Source organism: Hoeflea ulvae (genome assembly GCF_026619435.1).
Lineage (GTDB): Bacteria > Pseudomonadota > Alphaproteobacteria > Rhizobiales > Rhizobiaceae > Hoeflea > Hoeflea ulvae.
On record NZ_JAOVZQ010000001.1, the window covers coordinates 1,421,983 to 1,444,218 of the forward strand.

Annotated in this window: 14 protein-coding genes; 13 read left to right on the top strand and 1 reads right to left on the bottom strand. The window is 60.8% G+C overall.

Annotated features, from left to right (window positions below):
* Window positions 1–10: 10 nt before the first annotated feature.
* Window positions 11–1,030, bottom strand: a complete 1,020-nt coding sequence (locus OEG82_RS06650) for a LacI family DNA-binding transcriptional regulator (RefSeq protein WP_267611650.1) — start codon at window positions 1,028–1,030, stop codon at window positions 11–13.
* A 193-nt stretch (window positions 1,031–1,223) separates the two neighbouring features.
* Between OEG82_RS06650 and OEG82_RS06655 the strand changes: the two genes are divergently transcribed.
* The 13 genes from OEG82_RS06655 to OEG82_RS06715 all read left to right on the top strand — a co-directional run bounded on the left by OEG82_RS06655 (window position 1,224) and on the right by OEG82_RS06715 (window position 22,176).
* Complete coding sequence (locus tag OEG82_RS06655) at window positions 1,224–2,552, top strand: ABC transporter substrate-binding protein (RefSeq protein ID WP_267611651.1); 1,329 nt, start codon at window positions 1,224–1,226, stop codon at window positions 2,550–2,552.
* 85 nt (window positions 2,553–2,637) lie between these two features.
* Entirely contained in the window at window positions 2,638–3,585 is a 948-nt protein-coding gene (locus OEG82_RS06660; protein ID WP_267611652.1) for a carbohydrate ABC transporter permease, read from the top strand.
* The gene (locus OEG82_RS06665; protein ID WP_267611653.1) at window positions 3,582–4,520 is read left to right on the top strand and encodes a carbohydrate ABC transporter permease; all 939 of its coding nucleotides are present in this window, start codon (window positions 3,582–3,584) and stop codon (window positions 4,518–4,520) included. Before OEG82_RS06660 ends, OEG82_RS06665 begins: the two co-directional genes overlap by 4 nt.
* Window positions 4,517–4,705 carry a hypothetical protein gene (locus OEG82_RS06670; RefSeq protein WP_047029134.1) on the top strand — a complete coding sequence of 63 codons (189 nt, stop codon included), beginning with the start codon at window positions 4,517–4,519 and terminating at the stop codon, window positions 4,703–4,705. Before OEG82_RS06665 ends, OEG82_RS06670 begins: the two co-directional genes overlap by 4 nt.
* Window positions 4,706–4,708: 3 nt before the next feature.
* Complete coding sequence (locus tag OEG82_RS06675) at window positions 4,709–5,806, top strand: ABC transporter ATP-binding protein (protein ID WP_267611654.1); 1,098 nt, start codon at window positions 4,709–4,711, stop codon at window positions 5,804–5,806.
* A complete protein-coding gene (locus tag OEG82_RS06680; protein ID WP_267611655.1) occupies window positions 5,799–6,809 on the top strand; it encodes an ABC transporter ATP-binding protein in 1,011 nt (336 codons plus the stop codon). Before OEG82_RS06675 ends, OEG82_RS06680 begins: the two co-directional genes overlap by 8 nt.
* Entirely contained in the window at window positions 6,806–8,425 is a 1,620-nt protein-coding gene (locus OEG82_RS06685; RefSeq protein WP_267611656.1) for a dihydroxyacetone kinase subunit DhaK, read from the top strand. The genes OEG82_RS06680 and OEG82_RS06685 overlap by 4 nt, the downstream gene beginning before the upstream one ends.
* A gap of 623 nt (window positions 8,426–9,048) precedes the next feature.
* Window positions 9,049–14,940, top strand: a complete 5,892-nt coding sequence (locus OEG82_RS06690; RefSeq protein WP_267614885.1) for a choice-of-anchor D domain-containing protein — start codon at window positions 9,049–9,051, stop codon at window positions 14,938–14,940.
* A gap of 216 nt (window positions 14,941–15,156) precedes the next feature.
* Entirely contained in the window at window positions 15,157–16,089 is a 933-nt protein-coding gene (locus OEG82_RS06695; RefSeq protein WP_267611657.1) for a LysR family transcriptional regulator, read from the top strand.
* Window positions 16,090–16,245: 156 nt separating this feature from the next.
* Window positions 16,246–18,324: a hydantoinase/oxoprolinase family protein gene (locus tag OEG82_RS06700; protein WP_267611658.1), complete on the top strand. Its 2,079-nt coding sequence runs from the start codon at window positions 16,246–16,248 to the stop codon at window positions 18,322–18,324.
* Window positions 18,325–18,328: 4 nt separating this feature from the next.
* The gene (locus tag OEG82_RS06705) at window positions 18,329–20,038 is read left to right on the top strand and encodes a hydantoinase B/oxoprolinase family protein (protein WP_267611659.1); all 1,710 of its coding nucleotides are present in this window, start codon (window positions 18,329–18,331) and stop codon (window positions 20,036–20,038) included.
* Window positions 20,038–21,255, top strand: a complete 1,218-nt coding sequence (locus OEG82_RS06710; protein WP_267611660.1) for an NAD(P)/FAD-dependent oxidoreductase — start codon at window positions 20,038–20,040, stop codon at window positions 21,253–21,255. The genes OEG82_RS06705 and OEG82_RS06710 overlap by 1 nt, the downstream gene beginning before the upstream one ends.
* An 81-nt stretch (window positions 21,256–21,336) precedes the next feature.
* Complete coding sequence (locus OEG82_RS06715; RefSeq protein ID WP_267611661.1) at window positions 21,337–22,176, top strand: NAD-dependent epimerase/dehydratase family protein; 840 nt, start codon at window positions 21,337–21,339, stop codon at window positions 22,174–22,176.
* Window positions 22,177–22,236 lie beyond the last annotated feature (60 nt).

The following is a 22,236-nucleotide window of genomic DNA, read 5'->3' on the forward strand; positions in this document are numbered from 1 at the left end:
AGGGAGTCGGCTACAGGTTTTCCTTGAGCAAAATCTCGATGCGTATTTTCTCCTGCGAGGCCAGCGGCTCGCGCTGGTCGTTTCTCGCTTTGAGAATCCGGATGGCGCTTCTGACTAGGTGGCCTGGGTTTTGCGCAATCACCGCATCGATCTGTCCGTTCTGCAGCGCGGCTTCGGTAAAGGGCGTGCGCTCGTGAACGATCTTTACCAGAGGCCTTGTCGTGATCTTTGAGATCTCCTCGATCGGGATGCGCGCTTCGGCGCTCAGCACGTACAGGCCGGAAATGTCGGGATGGTTTGCGAACAGGTTTCCGAAAATGCGCCTGGTTCTTTGCAGGTCGCCGTGGGTTTCGATGGAGGGCAGTGTTTTGAGCTCGGGATATTCCCGGTTGATGACGTCGTCGAAGCCGAGCCGGCGCTCGATGCTGTCGCGTGATTGCATGGTCTCGGAGACGACAACGACCTTGCCCTTCCTGCCGCACAGAAAGCGGCCGCTCAGCTGCGCGGCGGTGGCGCCTGCGGCGTGGTTGTTGATGCCGACAAAGTCGATGCTGGCGGCTTTGGGTTGTCCGGCGAGAAACTGGACCACTTCGATGCCACGCTCAAGCAGGCGGTTGATGGCATCGCGGACCTGCGGTGATTCCGGCGCCATGATGGCGATGCCGTGCACCAGCTTGGCATCCAGTTGACCGAGATAGGCCGCCAGCCGGTAGGGGTCTTCCGCCGGAAGCCGGACCGCTGCGGTGTCGATCATCTCGGCCGAAAACGCCGTGTTGGCTTCTTCGATATGCCTGGCCAGAACGTCGAGAAACTGGTCACCGTGTTCAGGCAGCAGAAAGCGGAAATGATAGGTCTTCTTGCGGGCGAGATTGACGGCGGACAGGTTGCGGACGAAGCCGATGCGGTCGATCGCCTCGTTCACCTTGGTGACCGTGCGCGCCTTGACGCCCGGGCGGCCATTGAGGACGCGGTCGATGGTGGCGAGGCTGACGCCTGCTTCTGCCGCTAAGTCTTTTGCTGTTGGTCGCATCTGCCTGAAGTGTTCCGCATCAATCGGGTGCTCATATCGTTAGCCAGCCGATTTGTTCAATAAATTTTGCAGAAATGCAAATTTTGAGGTGCGCACCTCAAGAATCGCTTGCAATGAGGTGCGCACCTCATTACTGATAATGCAGGAGGCCCTGCCATGCTGGCGGGATTGCAAAACGGGAGGAATATCTACCATGAAATTCAATCTGATGAATTCCGCGGCTGCGGTCGGCCTGATGCTTGGAGCAACAGCGGGTGCCGGTTCGGCGCAGGCTGCCGACCTGACGCTGTGCTGGGCTGCCTGGGATCCGGCCAATGCATTGGTCGAGATGAGCAAGGATTTTGAAGCCGAATCCGGACATAATATGAGCTTCGAATTCGTGCCGTGGCCCAATTTCGCCGACCGCATGCTCAACGAGCTCAATTCCGGCGGCACGCTGTGCGATCTCTTGATCGGGGACAGCCAGTGGATTGGCGGTGCTGCCGAGAACGGCCAGTATGTGAAACTCAATGACTTCTTCGATGCCGAAGGCATCAAGATGGATGATTTCCTGCCTGCGACCGTCACCGGCTATGCCGAATGGCCGAAGAACACGCCGAACTATTATGCGCTGCCTGCCTATGCAGACGTCGTCGGCTGGACCTATCGCAAGGACTGGTTCTCGCGTCCTGAAATCCAGGCCGAGTTCAAGGAAAAATACGGCCGTGATCTGGATGCGCCGAAGACTCTCGAAGAGCTCAAGGAGATCGGTGAATTCTTCCAGGGCCGTGATATCGATGGCAAGAAGGTCTATGGCGCGGCGATCTACACCGAGCGCGGCTCCGAAGGCATCACCATGGGCGTCACCAACGTCCTCTATAATTACGGCTTCCAGTACGAAAATCCGGATCAGCCCTATGATCTGGAAGGCTTCGTCAATTCAGAGGGCGCGATTGAAGGTCTCGAATTCTACAAGGCTCTTTATGATTGCTGCACACCTCCGGGCGCGTCCGACGCCTATATGTCGCAGAACATCGATGCCTACAAATCCGGCCAGGTTGCCATGCAGATGAACTTCGCCTTCATCTGGCCGGGCGTTGAAGTCGACCCCAATGTGGGTGACGGCAAGTCGGGCTATTTCGCCAACCCGGCCGGTCCGGCAGGCCAGTTCGCCCAGCTCGGCGGCCAGGGCATTTCGGTTGTCGCAAACACCGAGAACATGGATGCGGCGCTGGAATACATCAAATGGTTCGCCCAGAAGGACGTGCAGCAAAAATGGTGGGACGTGGGCGGTGCATCTGCAATGCGTGCCGTCGTGGAAGCGCCGGGCTTTGCCGAAAGCCAGCCCTTTGCGCAGACCTTCCTCGACTCCATGGCGATCGTGAAGGACTTCTGGGCTGAGCCTTCCTACGCCTCCCTGCTGCTGCCGATGCAGGAGCGTGTGCACAACTACGTGGTTGCCGGCAACGGCACCGCCAAGGAAACCCTCGACGGGTTGGTCAAGGACTGGGATGAAGTCTTTGAAGACGAAGGCAAGAAGTAAGCCCTAACTTTATACTCCTCCCAAGGAGTGGTGAGGCCGGAAGATTTTGTTCCGGCCTCACCCAGGGGAACCAGGTGAATCCGCTATGTCAAACTCAGTGATAGACCGCGCTGCTCGGGCTACTCCGACTGTCGTTGTGCAAAAGGTGAAAGGGCTTTCAGACCGAGCCATTGCCTGGATTTTTGTCGCGCCAACCATCTTCATCCTGTTGGCGATCAATATTTTCCCGCTGATCTGGACGATCTATCTCAGTTTCACCAATTTCCGGGTGAACCGGCCCAACAATGCGGTCGAATGGGTGGGGCTGCGCAATTACGAACGGATCCTGGGTGATCCCGACATCTGGATGACAATGCAGGCGACCGCGCATTTCCTGATCTGGACCATTGTCTGTCAGGTTCTGATCGGCTTCACGCTAGCCTATCTCATCAACAAGAAATTCAAGGGCAATGATCTCTGGACCACGATCATCGTCTTTCCGATGATGCTCTCGCCCGCAGTGGTCGGCAATTTCTGGACCTTCCTCTACGAGCCACAGATCGGCCTGTTCAACTATGTTGTCGGCTTTGTCACTGGCGCCGATCCGTCCAGCTTTTCGATGATCGGCGAGGTTTCGCTCGCTCCCTGGTCGATCGTGATCGTCGATACCTGGATGTGGACGCCTTTCGTCATGCTGATCTGCCTTGCTGGGCTGAGGTCGATCCCCGACAGCATCTATGAAGCGGCGGAATGCGACCGGGCCAGCAAATGGCGCCAGTTCTGGACCATCACCATTCCGATGATCCTGCCATTCCTGATGCTGGCCGTGCTGTTTCGCGGCATCGAGAACTTCAAGATGTTCGATCTGGTGGTGCAGCTGACCGGCGGCGGGCCGGGCAACACCACCACGCTGACCTCCATCGATCTCAAGCGCGAAGCCTTTGAGAAATGGCGCACCGGGTTTTCCTCCGCCTATGCGGTGATCCTGTTCGTCACGGTGTTCGGTCTGGCATCCATCTACGTGAAGGCGCTCAACAAGGTGAAACAACGATGAGCTATTCTGTGACGCAGCCATCCGTCAGGCAGAAATGGATCGCCGGCATTCTGGTGATCGGCTACGCCCTGATCACCATGTTGCCGCTGCTGTGGATCATAGCCACCGGTTTCAAATCTTCGGCCGATTCCATCGCCTATCCGCCCAAGATCCTGTTCCAGCCAACCGTGGAAGGCTATGTCAATGTCTTCACCACCCAGACGCGGCTGAGCCCGGAGCTTGCCGAACAGCCGCGGGACGACCTGCCCTGGTATGAGCAGCTCGTGCGCAACAAGGGCAACACCATCGTTGGCGTCTCGCGCTATTCCGAGCGGTTCTTCAACTCCGTCATCATCGGTTTTGGCTCGACATTCTTCGCCATCTTTCTGGGAACCGCCGCGGCTTACGCCTTTTCGAGGTTCAAGGTTCCACTCAAGGACGACCTGCTGTTTTTCATTCTGTCGACGCGGATGATGCCGCCGATCGCGGTTGCCATCCCGATCTTCCTGATGTTCAGGAACCTGGGATTGAACGACACCCACGCCGGCATGATCCTGCTTTACACCGCCATCAACCTGTCGCTCGCGGTCTGGCTGATCAACGGCTTCATCGACGAGATTCCGATTGAGTATGAAGAGGCGGCGTTGATCGACGGCTACACACGCTTCCAGGCTTTCTATAAGGTCGTGCTGCCGCAGGCCGCAACCGGCATTGCTTCGACCGCCATCTTCTGCCTGATCTTTTCGTGGAACGAATATGCGCTTGCCGTGCTGTTGACCTCGGGCACCGCGCAAACCGCACCACCGTTCATCCCGACGATCATTGGTGTGGGCGGTCAGGACTGGCCGGCCGTGGCTGCCGGTGCGACGATCTTCCTGGTTCCCGTGATGGTTTTCACCATTCTCCTGCGCAAGCATCTGCTTCGCGGCATCACCTTCGGAGCGGTTCGCAAATGACAAACTTCTTCAACGGCCTGGTGCGTGGCAGGCGTGGTTCATGGGAAATGCTGGCCTCGATCCTGATCGCGCTGGGCGTCGTCATGCTGATGCAGCCTTTCGCATTGTGGCTGTACACCTATTCCTTCATCGTAACCTTGGTTGGCACCGTGATGTTCATCATCGTCAGCCATTTCCCGGAGTAACCCATGGCACAGATCATGATCAAGAATCTGCGCAAGGATTTTGGGACATTCAATGCGGTCAAGTCCTCCACCTTCACGGTTGAGGATGGCGAATTCTTCATGCTGCTCGGTCCCTCCGGTTGCGGCAAGACCACGACCTTGCGGATGATGGCCGGGCTTGAGTTGCCGACAAGCGGAGAAATCTACATCGACGGTGAAGAAGTCGGCATGAAGCCTGCCAGCCAGCGCGACATCGCCTTCGTCTTCCAGATGTTCGCGCTCTATCCGCACATGAATGTCGGCAAGAACATTTCCTATCCGCTGATCAGCCAGGGCATGCCCCGGGCCCAGGTGAAAAAGAAGGTCGGAGAAGTCGCCGAGATCCTCGGGATCACCGACATCCTCAACCGCCCGGTGGGTGGCCTGTCTGGTGGTGACCGCCAGCGCGTGGCGCTGGGACGCGCCATCGTTCGCGACCCGAAGGCCTTTTTCATGGACGAGCCGCTGGGCGCGCTCGACGCCGAGTTTCGCGAGCGCATGTCCGAAGAGCTGCGCGCGCTTCACGATCGCATGGGCGCAACCACGGTCTATGTCACCCATGACCAGCTCGAAGCCATGCAGATGGGCGACAAGATCGTGGTGATGAACCACGGCGTGGTCGAACAGTTCGGCCGGCCGCAACAGATCTATGACTGGCCTTCAACAATGTTCGTCGCCAGTTTCCTGGGCTCCCCGTCGATGAACTTCCTGAATTTCGATGGCATATTGGGAAACAACCAGAGCAGCGTCGAAATGCAGGGCGTCGAATTCGACATCCCGGCTTCGCTTGAGGGGGCAGGGGGCAAGCTGGCATTCGGCGTGCGGCCCGAACATGTCCATTTTGCCGATTCAAGCGCCTACAAGGGCGAGGTGCTGGCGACCGAGTATCTTGGCACGACGCAGATCGTCACCGTCGCCACGCCGAACGGCAATCTGAAGGCGCGGACCAGCGCCTCGCATGCGATCAGGGTCGGCGAGAGGCTGGGCCTGGAATTCGACCCGCGCACCATCACGATCTTCAATACCGAGACGGGCAAGGCCCTGCTGTCGCAAGCCAATCAGGAGGTCTTGAGACATGGCTGAAGTTGTTCTGAAAAATGTCACCAAGAAATTCGGCTCCGAGGTCGCGCTTGATAATGTCAGCATGACAATTCCGGACGGATCCTTCGTGGTTCTGCTGGGCCCCACGGGAGCCGGAAAGACCACGACCCTGCGCCTGGTCTCAGGCCTCGATAATCCCGATTCCGGCGAGATCTCCATTGGCGGGCAGTCGATGACCGGGCTGACGCCGGCCCAGCGAAACGTCGCCATGGTGTTTCAGCAATATTCGCTCTATCCGCATCTCACCGTGCGCGAAAACCTCGAATTTCCGTTGAAATCGCCTTTGCTCAAAACACCGGCGGATGAAATTGCCCGCAAGATCAAGGAAGTAGCCGAGGTCCTGCAGATCTCCCACAAGCTCGACAACAAGGCGACTGCCCTGTCCGGCGGGGAGATGCAGCGCGTTTCGATCGGCCGCGCGCTGGTCCGCAATCCCGCCATCTACCTGATGGACGAGCCGCTCAGTTCGCTGGATGCCAAGCTTCGCGCCGATTTGCGCATTGAACTCAAGCGCATCCAGTCCGCCTCCGGCGCCACCTTGCTCTATGTCACCCATGACCAGATCGAAGCCATGACCATGGCGACCCATGTCGGCGTGCTGGATCAGGGCAAGCTGGTCCAGTTCGGCAGCCCGCGCGACATTTACGAGAACCCGGTCAGCATCTACGCCGCCAGCCGCCTCGGCCAGCCGCGGATCAACATCCTGCCCGCCACGCTCTTCAACGGCGCACCGAAAAATGCCGACAAGATCGGCCTGCGGCCCGAGCAGATCGTGCAGGGGGCGGGCGAAGACAGCCTGGTCAAGCGCGTCGAGCATCTCGGCGACCAGACCCGGTTGCATCTGTCTTTCAAAAATCACGATCTGGTCTCAGTCACCGACGCGCACACACCGCTCACCGAGGGTGACATCGTCAAGATCAGGCCCGAGAAGCCGTTCTATTTTGATAGTGATGGCGCACGAATTGCCGAGGAGAACGTCCTATGACCCAGTTTATGAACAACAAGGAAGACATCGTCACCGATGCAGTCGACGGTGTCATCGCGGTGTCCGGCGGCAAGCTGGCCCGGCTGGATGGCTATCCGCACATACGGGTGGTGGTCCGCAATGACTGGGACAAGTCCAAGGTGGCGCTGGTGTCCGGCGGCGGCTCCGGGCATGAACCGGCGCATGCTGGCTTTGTCGGCGAGGGCATGCTGACTGCCGCCGTCTGCGGCGATGTGTTCGCCTCTCCATCTGTCGATGCCGTGCTGGCCGGAATCCTGGCCGTGACCGGTCCCGCCGGCTGTCTGCTGATCGTCAAGAACTACACCGGTGACCGACTGAATTTCGGTCTGGCTGCAGAACGGGCCCGCGCCTTTGGCCTTGATGTCAGCATGGTGGTTGTCGATGATGATGTGGCCTTGCCCGACCTGCCGCAGGCGCGGGGCGTGGCCGGAACCCTGTTCGTGCACAAGATCGCCGGCGCCCTGGCGGCAAGCGGCGTCAAGCTCGACGAGATCACGAAGCGGGTCGAGAAAGTCATTGCCGGCACCAAGACCATCGGCATGTCGCTCGACACCTGCACCGTTCCCGGTTCGCCGAAAGAGGCGCGCATTCCCAAGGGCATGGCTGAACTCGGTCTCGGCATCCATGGCGAGGCCGGGGTCGAGCAGATCCAGTATTCCGATGCCAGCCAGGCCATGGACGCCGTTGTTGCCAAGCTTGACGCCCATATGGGCGAGGGCGAGCATGTCGCCTTACTCAACAATCTCGGTGGAGCTTCGGTTCTTGAAATGGCGGTTCTGGCCAATGAAATGGCCAATTCGACCATCGCCGCAAAGCTGAAATGGATCGTCGGGCCCGCCGCCATGGTCACATCGCTGGATATGCGCGGCTTCTCGGTCTCGGTCTATCCGGTGGACGCGGGAGATCTCGAGGCATTGTCCCAGCCGACGCCGCTTCCTGCCTGGCCGGGCGTGTCGAAAATCACACCGGTGACCGTCCTCAACCTGCCCGATGGTCTGGCGCCGATCAAGCCGCTGCCGTCCGAACATGCCGAAACCCGCGCCTTCCTGACAAAATGCTGCGAGATCCTGATCGAGTCCGAGGCTGATTTGAATGCGCTCGACGCCAAATCCGGCGACGGCGACACCGGCTCGACGCTGGCCGGGGCCGCGCGCGCGTTGATTGCCACCATGGACACGCTTCCATTGGCCGATCACACCCAACTCTACCGCGCCATTGGCCAGGAACTCAGCCAGACCATGGGCGGTTCCTCCGGGGTGTTGCTGGCTATCTTTTTTGCCGCAGCAGGCGATGCCGCTTCAAGCGGCCTGTCGATGACAGGGGCGCTCAAGGCGGGCCTGGTCAGGCTGCAGGAAATCGGTGGCGCCAAGCTGGGCGACAGGACCATGGTGGATGCGTTGCATCCGGCACTGGAAGCGCTGGAAGACAATCTGCAACAGGCGGCCAAGGCGGCGCGTGCCGGCGCGGATCACACCGCAACCTTGACCAAGGCCAATGCAGGCCGGGCTTCCTACATCAATGCCCAGCAGCTTGAAGGTCATACCGACCCGGGCGCCGAAGCCGTGGCGCGCCTGTTCGAGCACCTGCAAGGTTAGTGGTATGGCCATCGGGCGACCACCGGCTGGAAGGTGAGGCCTCGTCCTGTCAGAAATGCCGGGAATCGCGCTGTTTCGTCCATGAGCGACATGGGAACCAGACCAGTTCTTCCCATCTCGCGCCCGCGCAGTAATGCTGTCATCAAAGCTGTCCCGCTGTAAGCAACGCGGGTGCTGGAACGCGGCCTGTTGCATGCCATGAAGTGATTCGTTGCCCCTTGCAGGCAACGGAAATCACAACCAAAAAGCGAATTCTCCGGTCAGCCGGAAAGCGGCCACCCTCAATTCTCTCCGAAAACAACCTATTATCGGTGCATTTTCACCGTGGCTTATATGCAACAAAACCACGCTGGCCGCGCGTTTTCGGGTGCTGTCGTGATTATTGAGCTCTGAGGGGATTCCCATTCGAACAATATTTTTCTAAACCTGTCAGCAATATTAGCCTTGATTTGGCGTGTATTGTTGCGGGGCGCAACTATTTGGCGATTTAATGTAAGAGCGCATTGCCTTCTAGCAATGGACTTTTTGCGGGGAAATAAATGAAATTTCTATATTGTGCATTTGCTGACGTGTTGAATTTTCATTCAATAAATAAGGCGTCCCGGACGTTGAAGTATTCCATGATGCGCGGCTTGTATACATTTCTCACAATTTTCTCAATTTTCATTGCTTTGTCGGTCGGTCTCGGTGTCCGCGCGGCAGATGCCGCCTGGAACAGTTGTTCCGGTCTGACTGTAACAACCGGCGGGGATCTTACCCTAGATGTCACGGCTGACACTTGTTCGTTGTCCAACACGTTCCCCGGCAGCCAGAACTATATCAATTTCAATGCCGGGTCTGGATCCAGTGTCACAATTGATTTGATCGGAATTGATGATAACACCGGTGAGTTCACTAGTGTTTCGATTGCGCATGATGGCGGCACGCAATTCATTTCAGACGGGTCGTCCTTCGGACAGGCGAACGATTTTAGCAGCACCTATAATTGTTCTTCCGGCTGTGTCGTCTCCGGAAACTATAGTGGGGCGTCCATCGGCGGGCCTTTTTCTGTGACCTACACGCAAAATGGCGGGTCAGGGTCCATCGGTGCGCCATCGGCTCCCGAGATTGCAGTTTCCTCCTCTGTTAGCGGCGCGGTCAGCGACGGTGGCACGGACGCACAGGGCACCCGGACGGCCGGATCGCCGGTCATGGTGACCTATACCGTGACCAATTCCGGCACGAGTGATCTCACTCTGGCCACAGCAACCTCCTCCAGCGCCAACAATGTGACGGTAAATTCCATCGGCGCTCCAGGCAGCACCACAGTCACCAGCGGTGGCGGCACCACCACGTTCCAGGTTCAATACACGCCGACGCTCGCCGGCGCCTTCTCGTTCGGCCTGTCCTTCGTCAATGATGATGGCGACGAAAACCCGTTCAACTTCACTGTTTCAGGCACGGCGACCGGCACCCCCGAAATCGCGGTTTCGTCTTCGATCAGCGGCACTGTCGCCGACGCCGGCACGGACGCACAGGGCACGCAGGTGGCGGGATCACAGGTGACGGTGACCTATACGGTCACCAATTCCGGAACGGATGCCTTGACGCTGGCCACGGCGACGTCCTCCGGCGCCAGCAACGTGACCGTTGATTCCATTGCTGCGCCGGCCTCGACTACAGTTGCGGGTGGCGATGCCACCACCAGCTTTGTGGTGAAATACACGCCGACTCTCGCCGGCGCCTTCTCCTTTGGCCTCTCCTTCGTCAATGACGATGGCGACGAAAACCCGTTCAACTACACGGTATCGGGAACCGCCACCGGCACGCCCGAAATCGCGGTTTCGTCTTCCGAGGGCGGCGCAGTGACTGACGGCGGCACGGACGCACAAGGCACGAAAGTCGCCGGCTCGCCGGTCACCGTGACCTATACGGTGACCAATTCCGGCACGGATGACCTGACCCTGGCGACCGCGACCGCTTCGGGCGCCAGCAATGTCACGGTTGATTCAGTCGCCGCACCGCTCAGCACCACGGTGACCAGCGGTGGCGGCACCACCACGTTCCAGGTGCAGTATACGCCGACGACGGCGGGCGCCTTCTCCTTCGGCCTGTCCTTCGTCAATGACGATGGCGACGAGAACCCGTTCAACTTCACTGTTTCGGGCACGGCATCAGGCGCGCCCGAAATCGCGGTTTCGTCTTCCATCAGCGGCACTGTCGCCGACGCCGGCACGGACGCACAGGGCACGCAGGTGGCGGGATCACAGGTGACGGTGACCTATACGGTGACCAATTCCGGCACCGGTAGCCTGACTCTGGCCACAGCAATCTCTTCCAGCCCCAGCAATGTGACCGTTGATTCCATCGGCGCGCCGGCCTCGACAACAGTTGCGGGCGGCGGTGCCACGACCACCTTTGTGGTGAAATACACGCCCACGCTTGCCGGCGCCTTCTCCTTTGGCCTCTCCTTCGTCAATGACGATGGCGACGAGAACCCGTTCAACTACACGGTATCGGGAACCGCCACCGGCACGCCCGAAATCGCGGTTTCGTCTTCCGTGGGCGGCGCAATGAGTGACGCCGGCACGGATGCGCAAGGCACGCGAGTTGCCGGCTCGCACGTCACCGTGACCTATACGGTGACCAATTCCGGCACGGATGACCTGACCCTGGCGACCGCGACCGCTTCGGGCGCCAGCAATGTGACAGTTGATTCAGTCGCCGCACCGCTCAGCACCACGGTGACCGGTGGCAGCAGCACCACCTTCCAGGTGCGCTACACGCCGACGCTTGCCGGCGCTTTCTCCTTCAGCCTGTCTTTCGTCAATGATGATGGCGACGAGAATCCGTTCAACTTCACTGTTTCGGGCACGGCCACCGGCGCGCCGGAAATTGCGGTTTCGTCCTCCATCGGCGGTGCTGTCAGCGACGGCGGCACCGATGCGCAGGGTGCCCAGACGGCAGGGATACCGGTGACGGTTACCTATACCGTGACCAACAGCGGTACCGATGATCTCACGCTTGCCACCGCGACAGCCTTGAGCCCCAGCAATGTCGTTGTCGGTTCGATCGGCGCGCCGGCCAGCACCACGGTGACCGGCGGCGGCGCCACCACCACCTTCCAGGTGCAATACACGCCGACGCTTGCCGGTGCCTACTCCTTCAATCTGTCCTTTGTGAATGATGATGGCGACGAGAATCCGTTCAATTTCACTGTCTCGGGCACGGCCGGAGGGACGCCTGAAATCGCGGTTTCCTCATCGGTCAGTGGCGCAATTGCGGACAGCGGCAGCGATGCGCAGGGCACGCGGGTGGCCGGCACTCCTGTGACCGTGACCTACACGGTGACCAATTCCGGCACCGGTGACCTGACGCTTGCCACGGCGACTTCGTCGAGCCTGAGCAATGTCACCGTGGGATCGATCGGCGCGCCTGTCAGCACGACAGTAGCAGGCGGCGGTGGAACCACAACCTTCCAGGTGCAGTATACGCCGACCCTCGCCGGGGCTTTTTCCTTCGGCCTGTCGTTTGTCAACAATGACGGCGACGAAAATCCCTTTGACATGACGGTGTCCGGCACGGCTACCGGTACACCTGAAATCGCGGTTTCGTCTTCCATCGGCGGTGTTGTCAGCGATGGCGGCGCCAATGCGCAGGGTGCCCAGATGGCGGGCACACCGGTGACGGTTACCTATACCGTGACCAACAGCGGCACCGACGACCTGACGCTTGCCACGGCGACATCGTCGAGCCTGAGCAATGTCACCGTCAATGCGATTGGCGCGCCGGGAGCTGCAACAGTGACCGGTGGCGGCGGCTCGACCACGTTCCAGGTGCAATACACACCGATCCTGGATGGAGCCTTCTCCTTCGACCTGGCCTTCACCAACAATGATGGCGACGAGAACCCGTTCAATATGACCGTTTCGGGCACTGCCGCCGGCGCACCGGAAATCGCGGTCTCGTCATCGGTCAGCGGCGCTGTTGCAGATGGCGGCACCGATGCCGCCGGATCCGCCTCAGCCGGTGTCCAGAAGACCATCACCTATACCGTGACCAATACAGGCACCAAGCCACTGAACCTGACCGGCACGGCTACGGCAAGTGCTGCCACCAATGTCAATGTGGATGCGATTTCGGCTTATGGAAGCTCGTCCATTGCCGTCTCCGGTTCCACGACTTTCACCGTTGCCTACACGCCGGCGGCAGCGGCGGCGTTTTCCTTCGAGCTGGACATCATCAGCGATGATGCCGATGAAGCCAATTACGACCTTTCCGTCAGCGGCACTGGCGTCTCCCTGCCGGCAGCCATAACGGTGTCCGCCGGCAATGGACAGACGACGGAGGTCAACACCGGCTTCGCAACCGCCCTGTCAGCCAAGGTTGTCGATCATGGCGACAATCCGGTTTCCGGCGTAACGGTCACGTTCACCGCACCGGCCACCGGCGCCGGCCTAGACACCGCATCGCAGACAGCCACGACAAATGCATCCGGCGTCGCGTCTCTCTCGGCAACGGCCAATGCAACAGCCGGCGCCTTCATCGTCAATGCCAGCGCTGCAGGCATCTCCACCACGGCGGATTTCAGCCTGACGCTGGTCAACAATGCGCCGCCGAAGGTTGTCGTGGCGGCGAGCAGTGGTGACGAAATCAAGAACGGCTCCGGCAATACCCTGCTCGGAAACCGGCCGTCCCGCGAGGCTTCCAGCACCAGCTACACCATCCGCAACAACGGCATCGGCCCGCTGGTTGTTGCCAGTCCGACCCTGAATTCCGCGTCCAATATTGGCGGCATGACCCTGGCTTTTTCGAATGTCAGCGCCGTGCTGCGGCAAAACCGGTTCCAGTTTGGCGATCCGGTCCGCTACGCGGCAACCGGCGTCACCGCCTCGGTCACCGGGCCGACATCGGTGACCATTCCAGCCGGCGGATCGGTCGATCTGCTGGTAACCTACACCCCCGCAAGCTCCGGCACATTTTCCTACACGCTGGGCTTCATCACCAATGACAGCGACGAGGTGTCGTTCGAACTGACATCCAGCGGAACGGCCAGCGTCGCTTCGGGCATTCTGGCGGTGTCGGGTTCAGCCCAGTCGGCCGAGGTCAACACCCGGTTCGATGCACCGCTGGTTGCCAAGGTCACGGACACGGCCGGCAATGCCGTTGCCGGGGTGAACGTCACCTTTGCTGCCCCGGCGAGCGGCCCCTCGCTGACCTTCGCGGCGACCGGCAGCAACACCGAGACGGTGACCACCGACACCGACGGCATTGCGACAAGCTCGGTGATGACCGCCAACAGCATCACGCCGGCCTTTGTCAGCACCGGCGTCTACGACACCTATCTGGTATCTGCCAGCGCGACCGGACTGACCGGCACGTCGTTTGAGCTCTTCAACAAGCGCGATTCCGTGGCCGACATCCAGAAGACCCAGGAAGTGATCGCATCCTTTGTCACCAACCGGGCCGACCGGATCGTCGCCGAGCAGCCCGACATCGTCAAACGCCTGATGGGCGGCGCCTTTGCCCAGCAGCGCAACTTCAATGGCTTCTCCGTCGAGGTGACGCCTTACGGCAGCACCGGCCAGTTCGACTTCAGCCTCGGCGCCTTCCGCCACAGGCTGGAGCAGGGCCCGGCCGCGGCCGCAGAAGCCGCCACCGCACTCGGCTATGCCACGGACACCTCCGCCGGCGGCGCCAGCGACACGCTGTTTCCGCTGGCCACAGATGGTGCGCAGGCCAATCAGCCGCAGGGCGCACCCCGTTCCGGCTTCGACGTCTGGGCCTCGGGCACCTATGCGCAGGTTGAAAACAGCGGCAGCGATAGCCTCAATGCCCTGATCTTTGCCGGCGTGGACTACCGCTTCGGCAACCAGGCCCTGGTCGGGGTGATGGGCTCGCTCGATATCACCGAAGAAACCAATGCAACGGCCAACAGCAGCGCCGATGGCGTCGGCTGGATGATCGGCCCCTATGCGGCAATGCGGGTTCACCAGAACCTGTTTGCCGACATGCGCCTGACCTATGGCCAGTCCGCCAACAAGGTCAATGCGCTGGGTCTGTTCGAGGACGACTTCGACACCGAGCGTCTGCTGATGCAGGCCGGTCTGACCGGAGATTTCGATCTCGGCAGGGTGCGGGTCAATCCGTTCGCGCGGCTGACCTATTTCTGGGAAGAGCAGAAGAGCTATGTCGACACGCTCGGCAACACCATCCCGGGCCAGGAATTCGATCTTGGCCGGCTGGAGTTCGGACCGAAGCTGACCATCGCGCTCGAACCGATGGAGGACACCGACATGGCCTTTTCGCTCGGACTGTCGGGCCTCTACGACTTCGACCTTCTGACCGAACAGACAGCCACCAACCCGTCGCTGGTCTCTGCCGACCGCAGGTTCCGCGGACGCGTCGAAGGCGGTGTGGAAGTGCGCACCGGCCAACGCGGTGTCCGTTTTGCCGGCGACCTCTTCTATGACGGCATCGGCGTCCAGAATTACCACGCCTATGGCGGAACCCTGTCCTTCAGTGTTCCCTTCTGATCAGGACGACCTCTCCTGCAACTGGAGAGGCCTTCCACCCGACTGATCACTGATGGCTGCGGACCCCGTCCGGCTTTGTGCCGGCGCCGGTTTTGCAGCCATCGTCATTTATGGGACGTGTAGGAACATTGCGGGCGCCATACGGGCCTGAGGGCAGATGCAACGGGCTCGATCAGGCTTGACGCGTCATCAAAATTGCTTATCCAATCCCGGCTCATGATAAAAAGCCAGATCACGCTCAAGCAGCTCGAAGCCTTTGTCTGTGTCGTGGACATGGGATCTTTCCGCAAGGCCGCCGCGGTCCTTGGAACGACGCAACCCAATATCTCCAACCGCATTTCGACACTTGAAGACAGCATCGGCATCGTCCTGATGCACCGCGATGCCGGTTCGGTGCGCCTGTCGGAGAAAGGCGAGGCGCTGCTGGCTACCGCGCGGCAGGTGTTGTGGAATGCCGAGGCGTTCCTCGAAGTGGCGGAGCGGCAGGATCTGATCGCCGACCGGATGCGGCTCGGTGTCACCGAACTGATCGCCAGCACATGGCTGCATGTCTTCCTGCGCCGGTTTCGCGAGGCCTATCCTTCGGTAGCGGTCGAGCTGGAGGTGGAGCTGTCGACCGGCATCGAGCAGAAGCTGGCGGCAGGCCAGATCGACCTCGCTCTGCAGACCGGCCCTTTCCTGCATGAAAGCACCGATTCCCTGGCGCTCGGCACCTGTCCCTATATCTGGATCGCCCCGCCGGAGCTGATAGCGCGGACCGGACCGAAAACCAGGCTTGCCGAATTGTTGCTGACGCCAGTGCTCATCCACGCCCGGCACACGCTGGCATCGAAAGAACTGCTCAAATTCGCCGAGACGCGCAAGCTTGCCACCGACCGCATCGTGTTCTCGAGCAGTCTTGCCTCCTGCGTCCAGATGGCGGTTGACGGCATGGGAGCCGCGCTTCTGCCGGCAGCCCTGGTGCGCGAACAGATCGAATCCGGGACATTGGTGGTTCTCGATTGTGACTGGCACCCCAAGCCGCTGGAGTTCTTCGCCCGTTTCAACGGCGCCAAGGTCTCCCGTTTCGTCGAAGCGGCGGCGAGGCTGGCTGTGGAAGTGGCGACAGGATCCGGTGGCAGGATCAATTCCATTGATCACCCCTCATAATTTTTCGAATTTGAACCCATCCTGACGGCCTGCGACAGTGGCGCCAAGATGGCCGCTACCCCTGCCGGGCCGGCTGCCGCCAGTCCCTGTTCAGGCTCAGGTGATGTCTGGGACCGCGCGGAGTTTGTGTGCAACCACCAGGTGGAGACAATCCGGATGAAGACAGCTGCAATTCGCCTCGGCGTGGACATCGGTGGCACCTTCACCGATGTGGTTCTTGAAAAAGATGGCGCGCAATATTCGTCCAAGGTTCTCACCACCTATGCCGCGCCCGAAACCGCGATCATCGACGGCATGCATCAGGTCTGCGCCAAGGCCGGCATTGCCCCGGGCGACATCGGCCAGATCATCCACGGCACAACGCTTGCCACCAATGCGCTGATCGAACGGCGCGGCGCCAAAACCGCATTGATCACCACACAAGGCTTTCGCGACGTCATCGAGATGCGCACCGAAAGCCGTTTCGAGCAATATGACCTCAACCTGACCCTGCCCGAGCCGCTGCTGCCGCGGCAGATGCGCTTCACCGTCCATGAACGCGTCAACGCCAGGGGCGAGGTGATGATCCCGCTTGATCGCGCCGAGGTCGAGGCGGTGGTCGACCGCATTGCCGAAGCCGGTTTTGAAAGCGTCGCCATCGGGCTTATCCATTCCTACCTCAACCCCGCCCATGAGCGGATGATCCGCGACGTGGTCAGCGCAAGGCTTCCCGATGTGGCGGTGTCGATTTCCGCCGAAGTCAGCCCGCAGATGCGCGAATATGAGCGCTTCAACACGGTGGTGGCCAACGCCTATATCAAGCCGCTGATGGCATCCTATCTGGGCCGCCTGGAAGAACGGTTGCGCGGCGAAGGCGTCGATTGCCGCATCTTCCTGATGCATTCGGGCGGCGGCATTATCTCGATCCGCAATGCTGCCGAATTCCCGGTGCGGCTGGTTGAAAGCGGCCCTGCGGGCGGCGCCGTCTTTGCCGCCCATATTGCGGCCCGCTATGGGCTCGACAAGGTACTCAGCTTTGACATGGGCGGCACCACGGCCAAGATCTGCCTGATCAAGAACCAGACGCCCAAGACCTCCCGCGTGTTCGAAGTGGCGCGGACCTACCGGTTCAAGAAGGGCTCGGGCATGCCGATTTCGATTCCGGTGATCGACATGGTCGAGATCGGCGCCGGCGGCGGTTCGCTCGCCCATGTCGACAGCATGCACCAGATCCGGGTGGGTCCGGAAAGCGCCGGCTCCGAGCCCGGCCCGGCCTGCTATGGCCGCGACGGCACACGACCGGCGGTCACCGACGCCGATCTGGTTCTGGGCAAGCTCGACCCCGACAATTTCGCTGGCGGCTCGATCACGCTGTTCCCCGACAGCTCGCAATCCGCGCTCGCCAGCCATATCGGCGCGAAGCTGGAAATGGACGCGGTCGAGGCAGCCTTCGGTGTGGCCGAAGTGGTGGACGAGAACATGGCCAATGCGGCGCGGGTGCATGCGGTTGAAAATGGCGAGGACCTGTCCGAATACACCATGATCGCCTTTGGAGGTGCAGCTCCGCTGCATGCCGGGCGGCTGTGCGAGAAATTGGGCGTCGGCCGGCTGATCGTGCCGCCGGGCGCCGGCGTCGGGTCGGCCATCGGATTTCTGCGCGCGCCGTTCAGCTTCGAGGCCAACCGGTCGGTCTACATGAAGCTGTCCGATTTCGATCCGGACCGGATCCGCTCCCTGCTGAGCGAGCTGCGTGACGAGGCCACCGGCTTTGTCCGTACCTGTGACGAGGTCAGCCCGATCCTGGCCGAGTTCAAGGTCTATATGCGCTATTCCGGCCAGGGTTGGGAAATTCCGATCAGCCTGACCGAGGATCAGGCCATGGCGCCGGACGCTGCAACTTTCCTGACGCGGTTCGAGGAGGATTACACCAAATTGTTCGGCCGCACCGTGGCCGGCATGGACGTGGAAATCACCGTCTGGTCGGTCAATGCCACGACGCCGGCCGAACAGGTCGCGCGCGTCGAGATCACCTCCGGCACCATGGCCGCAAGGCTGGGGACCACGCGGCAGGTGTTTGACGCAGCAACAGGCGGCTTTGCCAGCGCGCATGTGGTGGAGAGGAGCGGTCTGGAGGCTGACCATCGCGTGCCGGGACCTGCGGTGATGACCGAGGACGAGACCACCATCATCATTCCGGCAAGCCGGGATGCGATCCGCCAGCCCGATGGCTGCATCGACATCGTCGTGAAAGGCTGAGACTATGGCAAAGCAACATTCCAAGGTTTCCTACCAGGTGATGTGGAACCGGCTGATCTCGGTTGTCGAGGAGCAGGCGCAGGCGCTGGTGCGCACCGCCTTCTCCACCTCGGTGCGTGAGGCGGGAGACTTGTCGGCCGGCGTCTATGACACCGATGGCCGGATGCTGGCGCAGGCGGTCACCGGCACACCGGGCCATGTCAATGCGATGGCCGATGCCGTGGCGCATTTCATCCGCCGCATCGGCCGTGACAACATGTTTGACGGCGATGTCTACATCACCAACGATCCCCGGGAAGGCACCGGCCACCTGCACGACATCACCATGGTCACGCCGTCCTTTCATGGTGGCGCGCTGGTTGGCTTCTTCGCCTGCACCGCCCATATCGTCGATATCGGCGGACGAGGGTTCGGGGCCGATGCGGCCAGCGTCTATGAAGAGGGGCTCTATATCCCGATCATGAAATTTGCCGAACGCGGCGACGTCGACCAGACGCTGGTCCGCATCGTGCGTGGCAATGTGCGCGAGCCCGACCAGCTGATCGGCGACATGTTCGCGCTTGCCACCTGCAACGAGATCGGCCATCGCCGGCTGATCGAGATGATGCAGGAATTCGATCTCGCTGACTTGAGCGGCATCGCCGATTTCATCCTCGAAAACTCGCGCCGCGCTACGCTGAAACGCATTGCTGCCTTGACGCGTACATCGGCCACTGGTGAGATGACGGTGGACGGCTTTGACGTGCCGATCACGCTGAAGGTCAAGGTCACCGTGCACGAGGACCGGATCGTGTCCGATTTCACCGGCTCCTCCGGGCTCGACAAGAAGGGCATCAACTGCCCGCTGGTCTATGCCAAGGCCTATGCCTGCTATGCGCTGAAAGTGGCCATCGCACCGGAGATCCCGAACAACCACGCTTCCCTGGCGCCGTTCGAGATCGAGGCGCCGGAAAACACCATCGTCAACGCGCTGCATCCCGCACCGGTGGCGCTGCGCCATATCGTCGGCCATTTCGTGCCCGACACGGTCTTCAACGCGTTCGACAAGATCGTGCCCGGCCTGGTGCCGGCCGAAGGGGCAGGGTGTCTGTGCAATTTCCAGGTGTCGTTGCGGCCCCGCACCGATGCGCCGGCGCCGTCCCATGCGCGGCGGTCCGAGGTGCTGACCTTTAACTCCGGCGGTTCGGGCGCGCGGCCCGGTTTCGACGGACTCAACGCCACGGCCTTCCCCTCCGGCGTGATGACCATGCCGATCGAGGCCACCGAGCATGCCGGTCCCGTCATCATCTGGCGCAAGGAGTTGCGACCCGACAGCGGTGGCGCGGGCAAGACCCGCGGCGGACTGGGCCAATATATGGAAGTCGGCGCGATGGAAGGCCATGAGTTCGACATTCAGGCCATGTTCGACCGCGGCCAGCACCCGGCGCGCGGCCGCCGCGGCGGCGGCAATGGCGGCGCCACGACCATTGCCCAGGACGATGGCACACCGATGCGGGTCAAGGGCAAGCAATTTGTGCCGCACGGGCGCAAGGTGGTGATGGCATTCCCCGGCGGCGCAGGTTATGGCGATCCTGCAGATCGCGACAAGGCGCTGGTCAGGCGTGACCTTGCCCGTGGTTACATCTCGGCCGAAACCGCTGCGCGCGATTACGGTCTGAGCCAACAGGATATCGAAGCCGTTGCGGCGGCTGTCAGCAAAGGGGAGGCATTGTAATGGCCGGCAAGACGGAAACGCCAAAACACACATCCTATGATGTTATCATCGTCGGCGGCGCCATCATGGGCGCCTCGACTGCCTGGTTCCTCACTGACAACAAGGATTTTGACGGCAAGGTTCTCGTCGTCGAACGCGACACCAGCTATCAGTCCTGCTCCACCGCCCACACCAACAGCTGCATGCGCCAGCAGTTCTCGGCTGAACTCAATGTCCGCATCAGCCAGTTTGCCGCTGATTTCGTCAAGAATCTGCGCGGATATATGGGCGGTGACGAGCGCGTTCCGGAGCTTTCGATCCACTCTTTCGGCTACATGTATCTGGCCGACAATGATGCCTTTGCCAATGTGCTGCGCGAAAACCAGAAGATCCAGCTTGCGGCCGGCGCCGCGACTCAACTGATGACGGCCGAGCAGATCGCGGCTGCCTATCCCTTCTACAATGTCGAGGACATCATTCTCGGCTCGATCAATCTGGTCGACGAAGGCTACTGGGACGGCAGTGCAGTGTTTGACTGGTGGCGCAGGCAGTCGCGGGAGCGCGGCGTGGAATACATCGAGAATGAGGTAGTGGCGATCAACCGCAACGCCGCAGGCACAAGGGTCGAAAGCGTCACGCTGAAATCGGGCGAGGTCATCGCCTGCGAGCAACTGGTCAATGCCTCGGGCCCCCGCGCCGCACGCACGGCGAAGATGGCGGGCATTGAAATGCCGGTCGAGCCGCGCAAGCGTTACACCTGGATTTTCAAGGCCGACAAGCCGCTTGACCGCGACCTGCCGCTGACCATCGATCCTTCAGGCGTGCATGTGCGCGAAAACGGCGGCGGCACCTACCAGTGCGGCGCCCATTCCGAGATTGACCCGGCCGTCGATTATGACGACTTCGCAATGGATTTTGACCTGTGGGAATCCCATGTCTGGCCTATAGTGGCGACGCGCATTCCGCAGTTCGAGGCGATCAAGGTGCAGTCGGAATGGACCGGTCATTATGCCTACAACACCTTCGACCACAACGCGATCACCGGGCCGCATCCGGAACTGCAGAATTTCATTTTCCTCAACGGCTTTTCCGGTCACGGCTTGCAGCAATCGCCGGCCATGGGGCGCGGCACGGCGGAATGGCTTACCTATGGTGAGTATCGCACGCTGGATCTGACACCGTTCAGCTTTGATCGGATCGCGGCGGGCCGCCCTGTCGAGGAAAAGGCGATCATCTGATGCTGCCTGCCTCCAATCCCTTCACCGCGGCCCTGCCGTGGTAATGCAATTGACACTTCCTGAAACTTGCGGAGACTAACCATGAAAAAACTTGTCCTGACCGGTGCCGCCGGCCGCCTCGGCTCCTACCTGCGCGAGCCGCTTTCCAGGCTTTGCGATGAACTCGTCTCCACCGATCTGGCCGAGGATCTCGGCAAGTTGTATCCCGGCGAAAGCTATGTGAAGGCCGATCTGCAGGATCTCGATGCCATGGTTGCGCTGCTTGAAGGCGCCGACATGGTGGTTCACTTCGGTGCTGTCTGCGACGAGGCCCCGTTCGAAACGCTGCTCGGCCCCAACTTCATCGGCGCCTACAATATCTGGGAAGCAGCGCATCGCAACGGTTTGCGCCGGGTGGTCTACGCCTCCTCCATCCATGCTGTCGGCATGCACAAGAAGACCGATTTCATCGGCATCGATGCGCCGCATCGGCCCGACACCTTCTATGGCCTGGCCAAGTGCTTCGCCGAGGATTTGGCGAGCCTGTATTGGGACAAGCGCGGGCTGGAATCGGTCTGCATGCGGATTCTCTCCTGCGCCCAGGTCTCCAACCCCCGCGCGGTCGGAAGCTGGCTCAGCTATGACGATCTCATCCACATGGTCGAACGCGCCATCGACACGCCGATCACCGGCTTTTCCGTCGTCTATGGCGTCTCCAACAATGACCGCGCGCCGGTGGACAACTCCAAGGCGCAGCATCTGGGTTATCGTCCCAAGGACAATGCCGAGCAATTCGCCAAGGAAATCTATGCCGAGGCCGGTCCGCTCGACCCGCAGGATCCGGGCAACACGCATCACGGCGGCCCGTTCGCAGCCGTTGAACTGGGCAACAGCGGCGTCGCCCTGTTGAACCTGAAGGAAGAGGGCAACGCCAAGAGCTGACCCGAAACCCAGCGCCACCGATATGGCTGGCGCTGTCGCAGGGGAGGTCTTGCGGCAACA

Coding starts and splice junctions, on each gene's coding strand:
- OEG82_RS06650 (WP_267611650.1), bottom strand. CDS start 1,030: ATGCGACCAACAGCAAAAGACTTAGCGGCAGAAGCAGGCGTCAGCCTC.
- OEG82_RS06655 (WP_267611651.1), top strand. CDS start 1,224: ATGAAATTCAATCTGATGAATTCCGCGGCTGCGGTCGGCCTGATGCTT.
- OEG82_RS06660 (WP_267611652.1), top strand. CDS start 2,638: ATGTCAAACTCAGTGATAGACCGCGCTGCTCGGGCTACTCCGACTGTC.
- OEG82_RS06665 (WP_267611653.1), top strand. CDS start 3,582: ATGAGCTATTCTGTGACGCAGCCATCCGTCAGGCAGAAATGGATCGCC.
- OEG82_RS06670 (WP_047029134.1), top strand. CDS start 4,517: ATGACAAACTTCTTCAACGGCCTGGTGCGTGGCAGGCGTGGTTCATGG.
- OEG82_RS06675 (WP_267611654.1), top strand. CDS start 4,709: ATGGCACAGATCATGATCAAGAATCTGCGCAAGGATTTTGGGACATTC.
- OEG82_RS06680 (WP_267611655.1), top strand. CDS start 5,799: ATGGCTGAAGTTGTTCTGAAAAATGTCACCAAGAAATTCGGCTCCGAG.
- OEG82_RS06685 (WP_267611656.1), top strand. CDS start 6,806: ATGACCCAGTTTATGAACAACAAGGAAGACATCGTCACCGATGCAGTC.
- OEG82_RS06690 (WP_267614885.1), top strand. CDS start 9,049: ATGCGCGGCTTGTATACATTTCTCACAATTTTCTCAATTTTCATTGCT.
- OEG82_RS06695 (WP_267611657.1), top strand. CDS start 15,157: ATGATAAAAAGCCAGATCACGCTCAAGCAGCTCGAAGCCTTTGTCTGT.
- OEG82_RS06700 (WP_267611658.1), top strand. CDS start 16,246: ATGAAGACAGCTGCAATTCGCCTCGGCGTGGACATCGGTGGCACCTTC.
- OEG82_RS06705 (WP_267611659.1), top strand. CDS start 18,329: ATGGCAAAGCAACATTCCAAGGTTTCCTACCAGGTGATGTGGAACCGG.
- OEG82_RS06710 (WP_267611660.1), top strand. CDS start 20,038: ATGGCCGGCAAGACGGAAACGCCAAAACACACATCCTATGATGTTATC.
- OEG82_RS06715 (WP_267611661.1), top strand. CDS start 21,337: ATGAAAAAACTTGTCCTGACCGGTGCCGCCGGCCGCCTCGGCTCCTAC.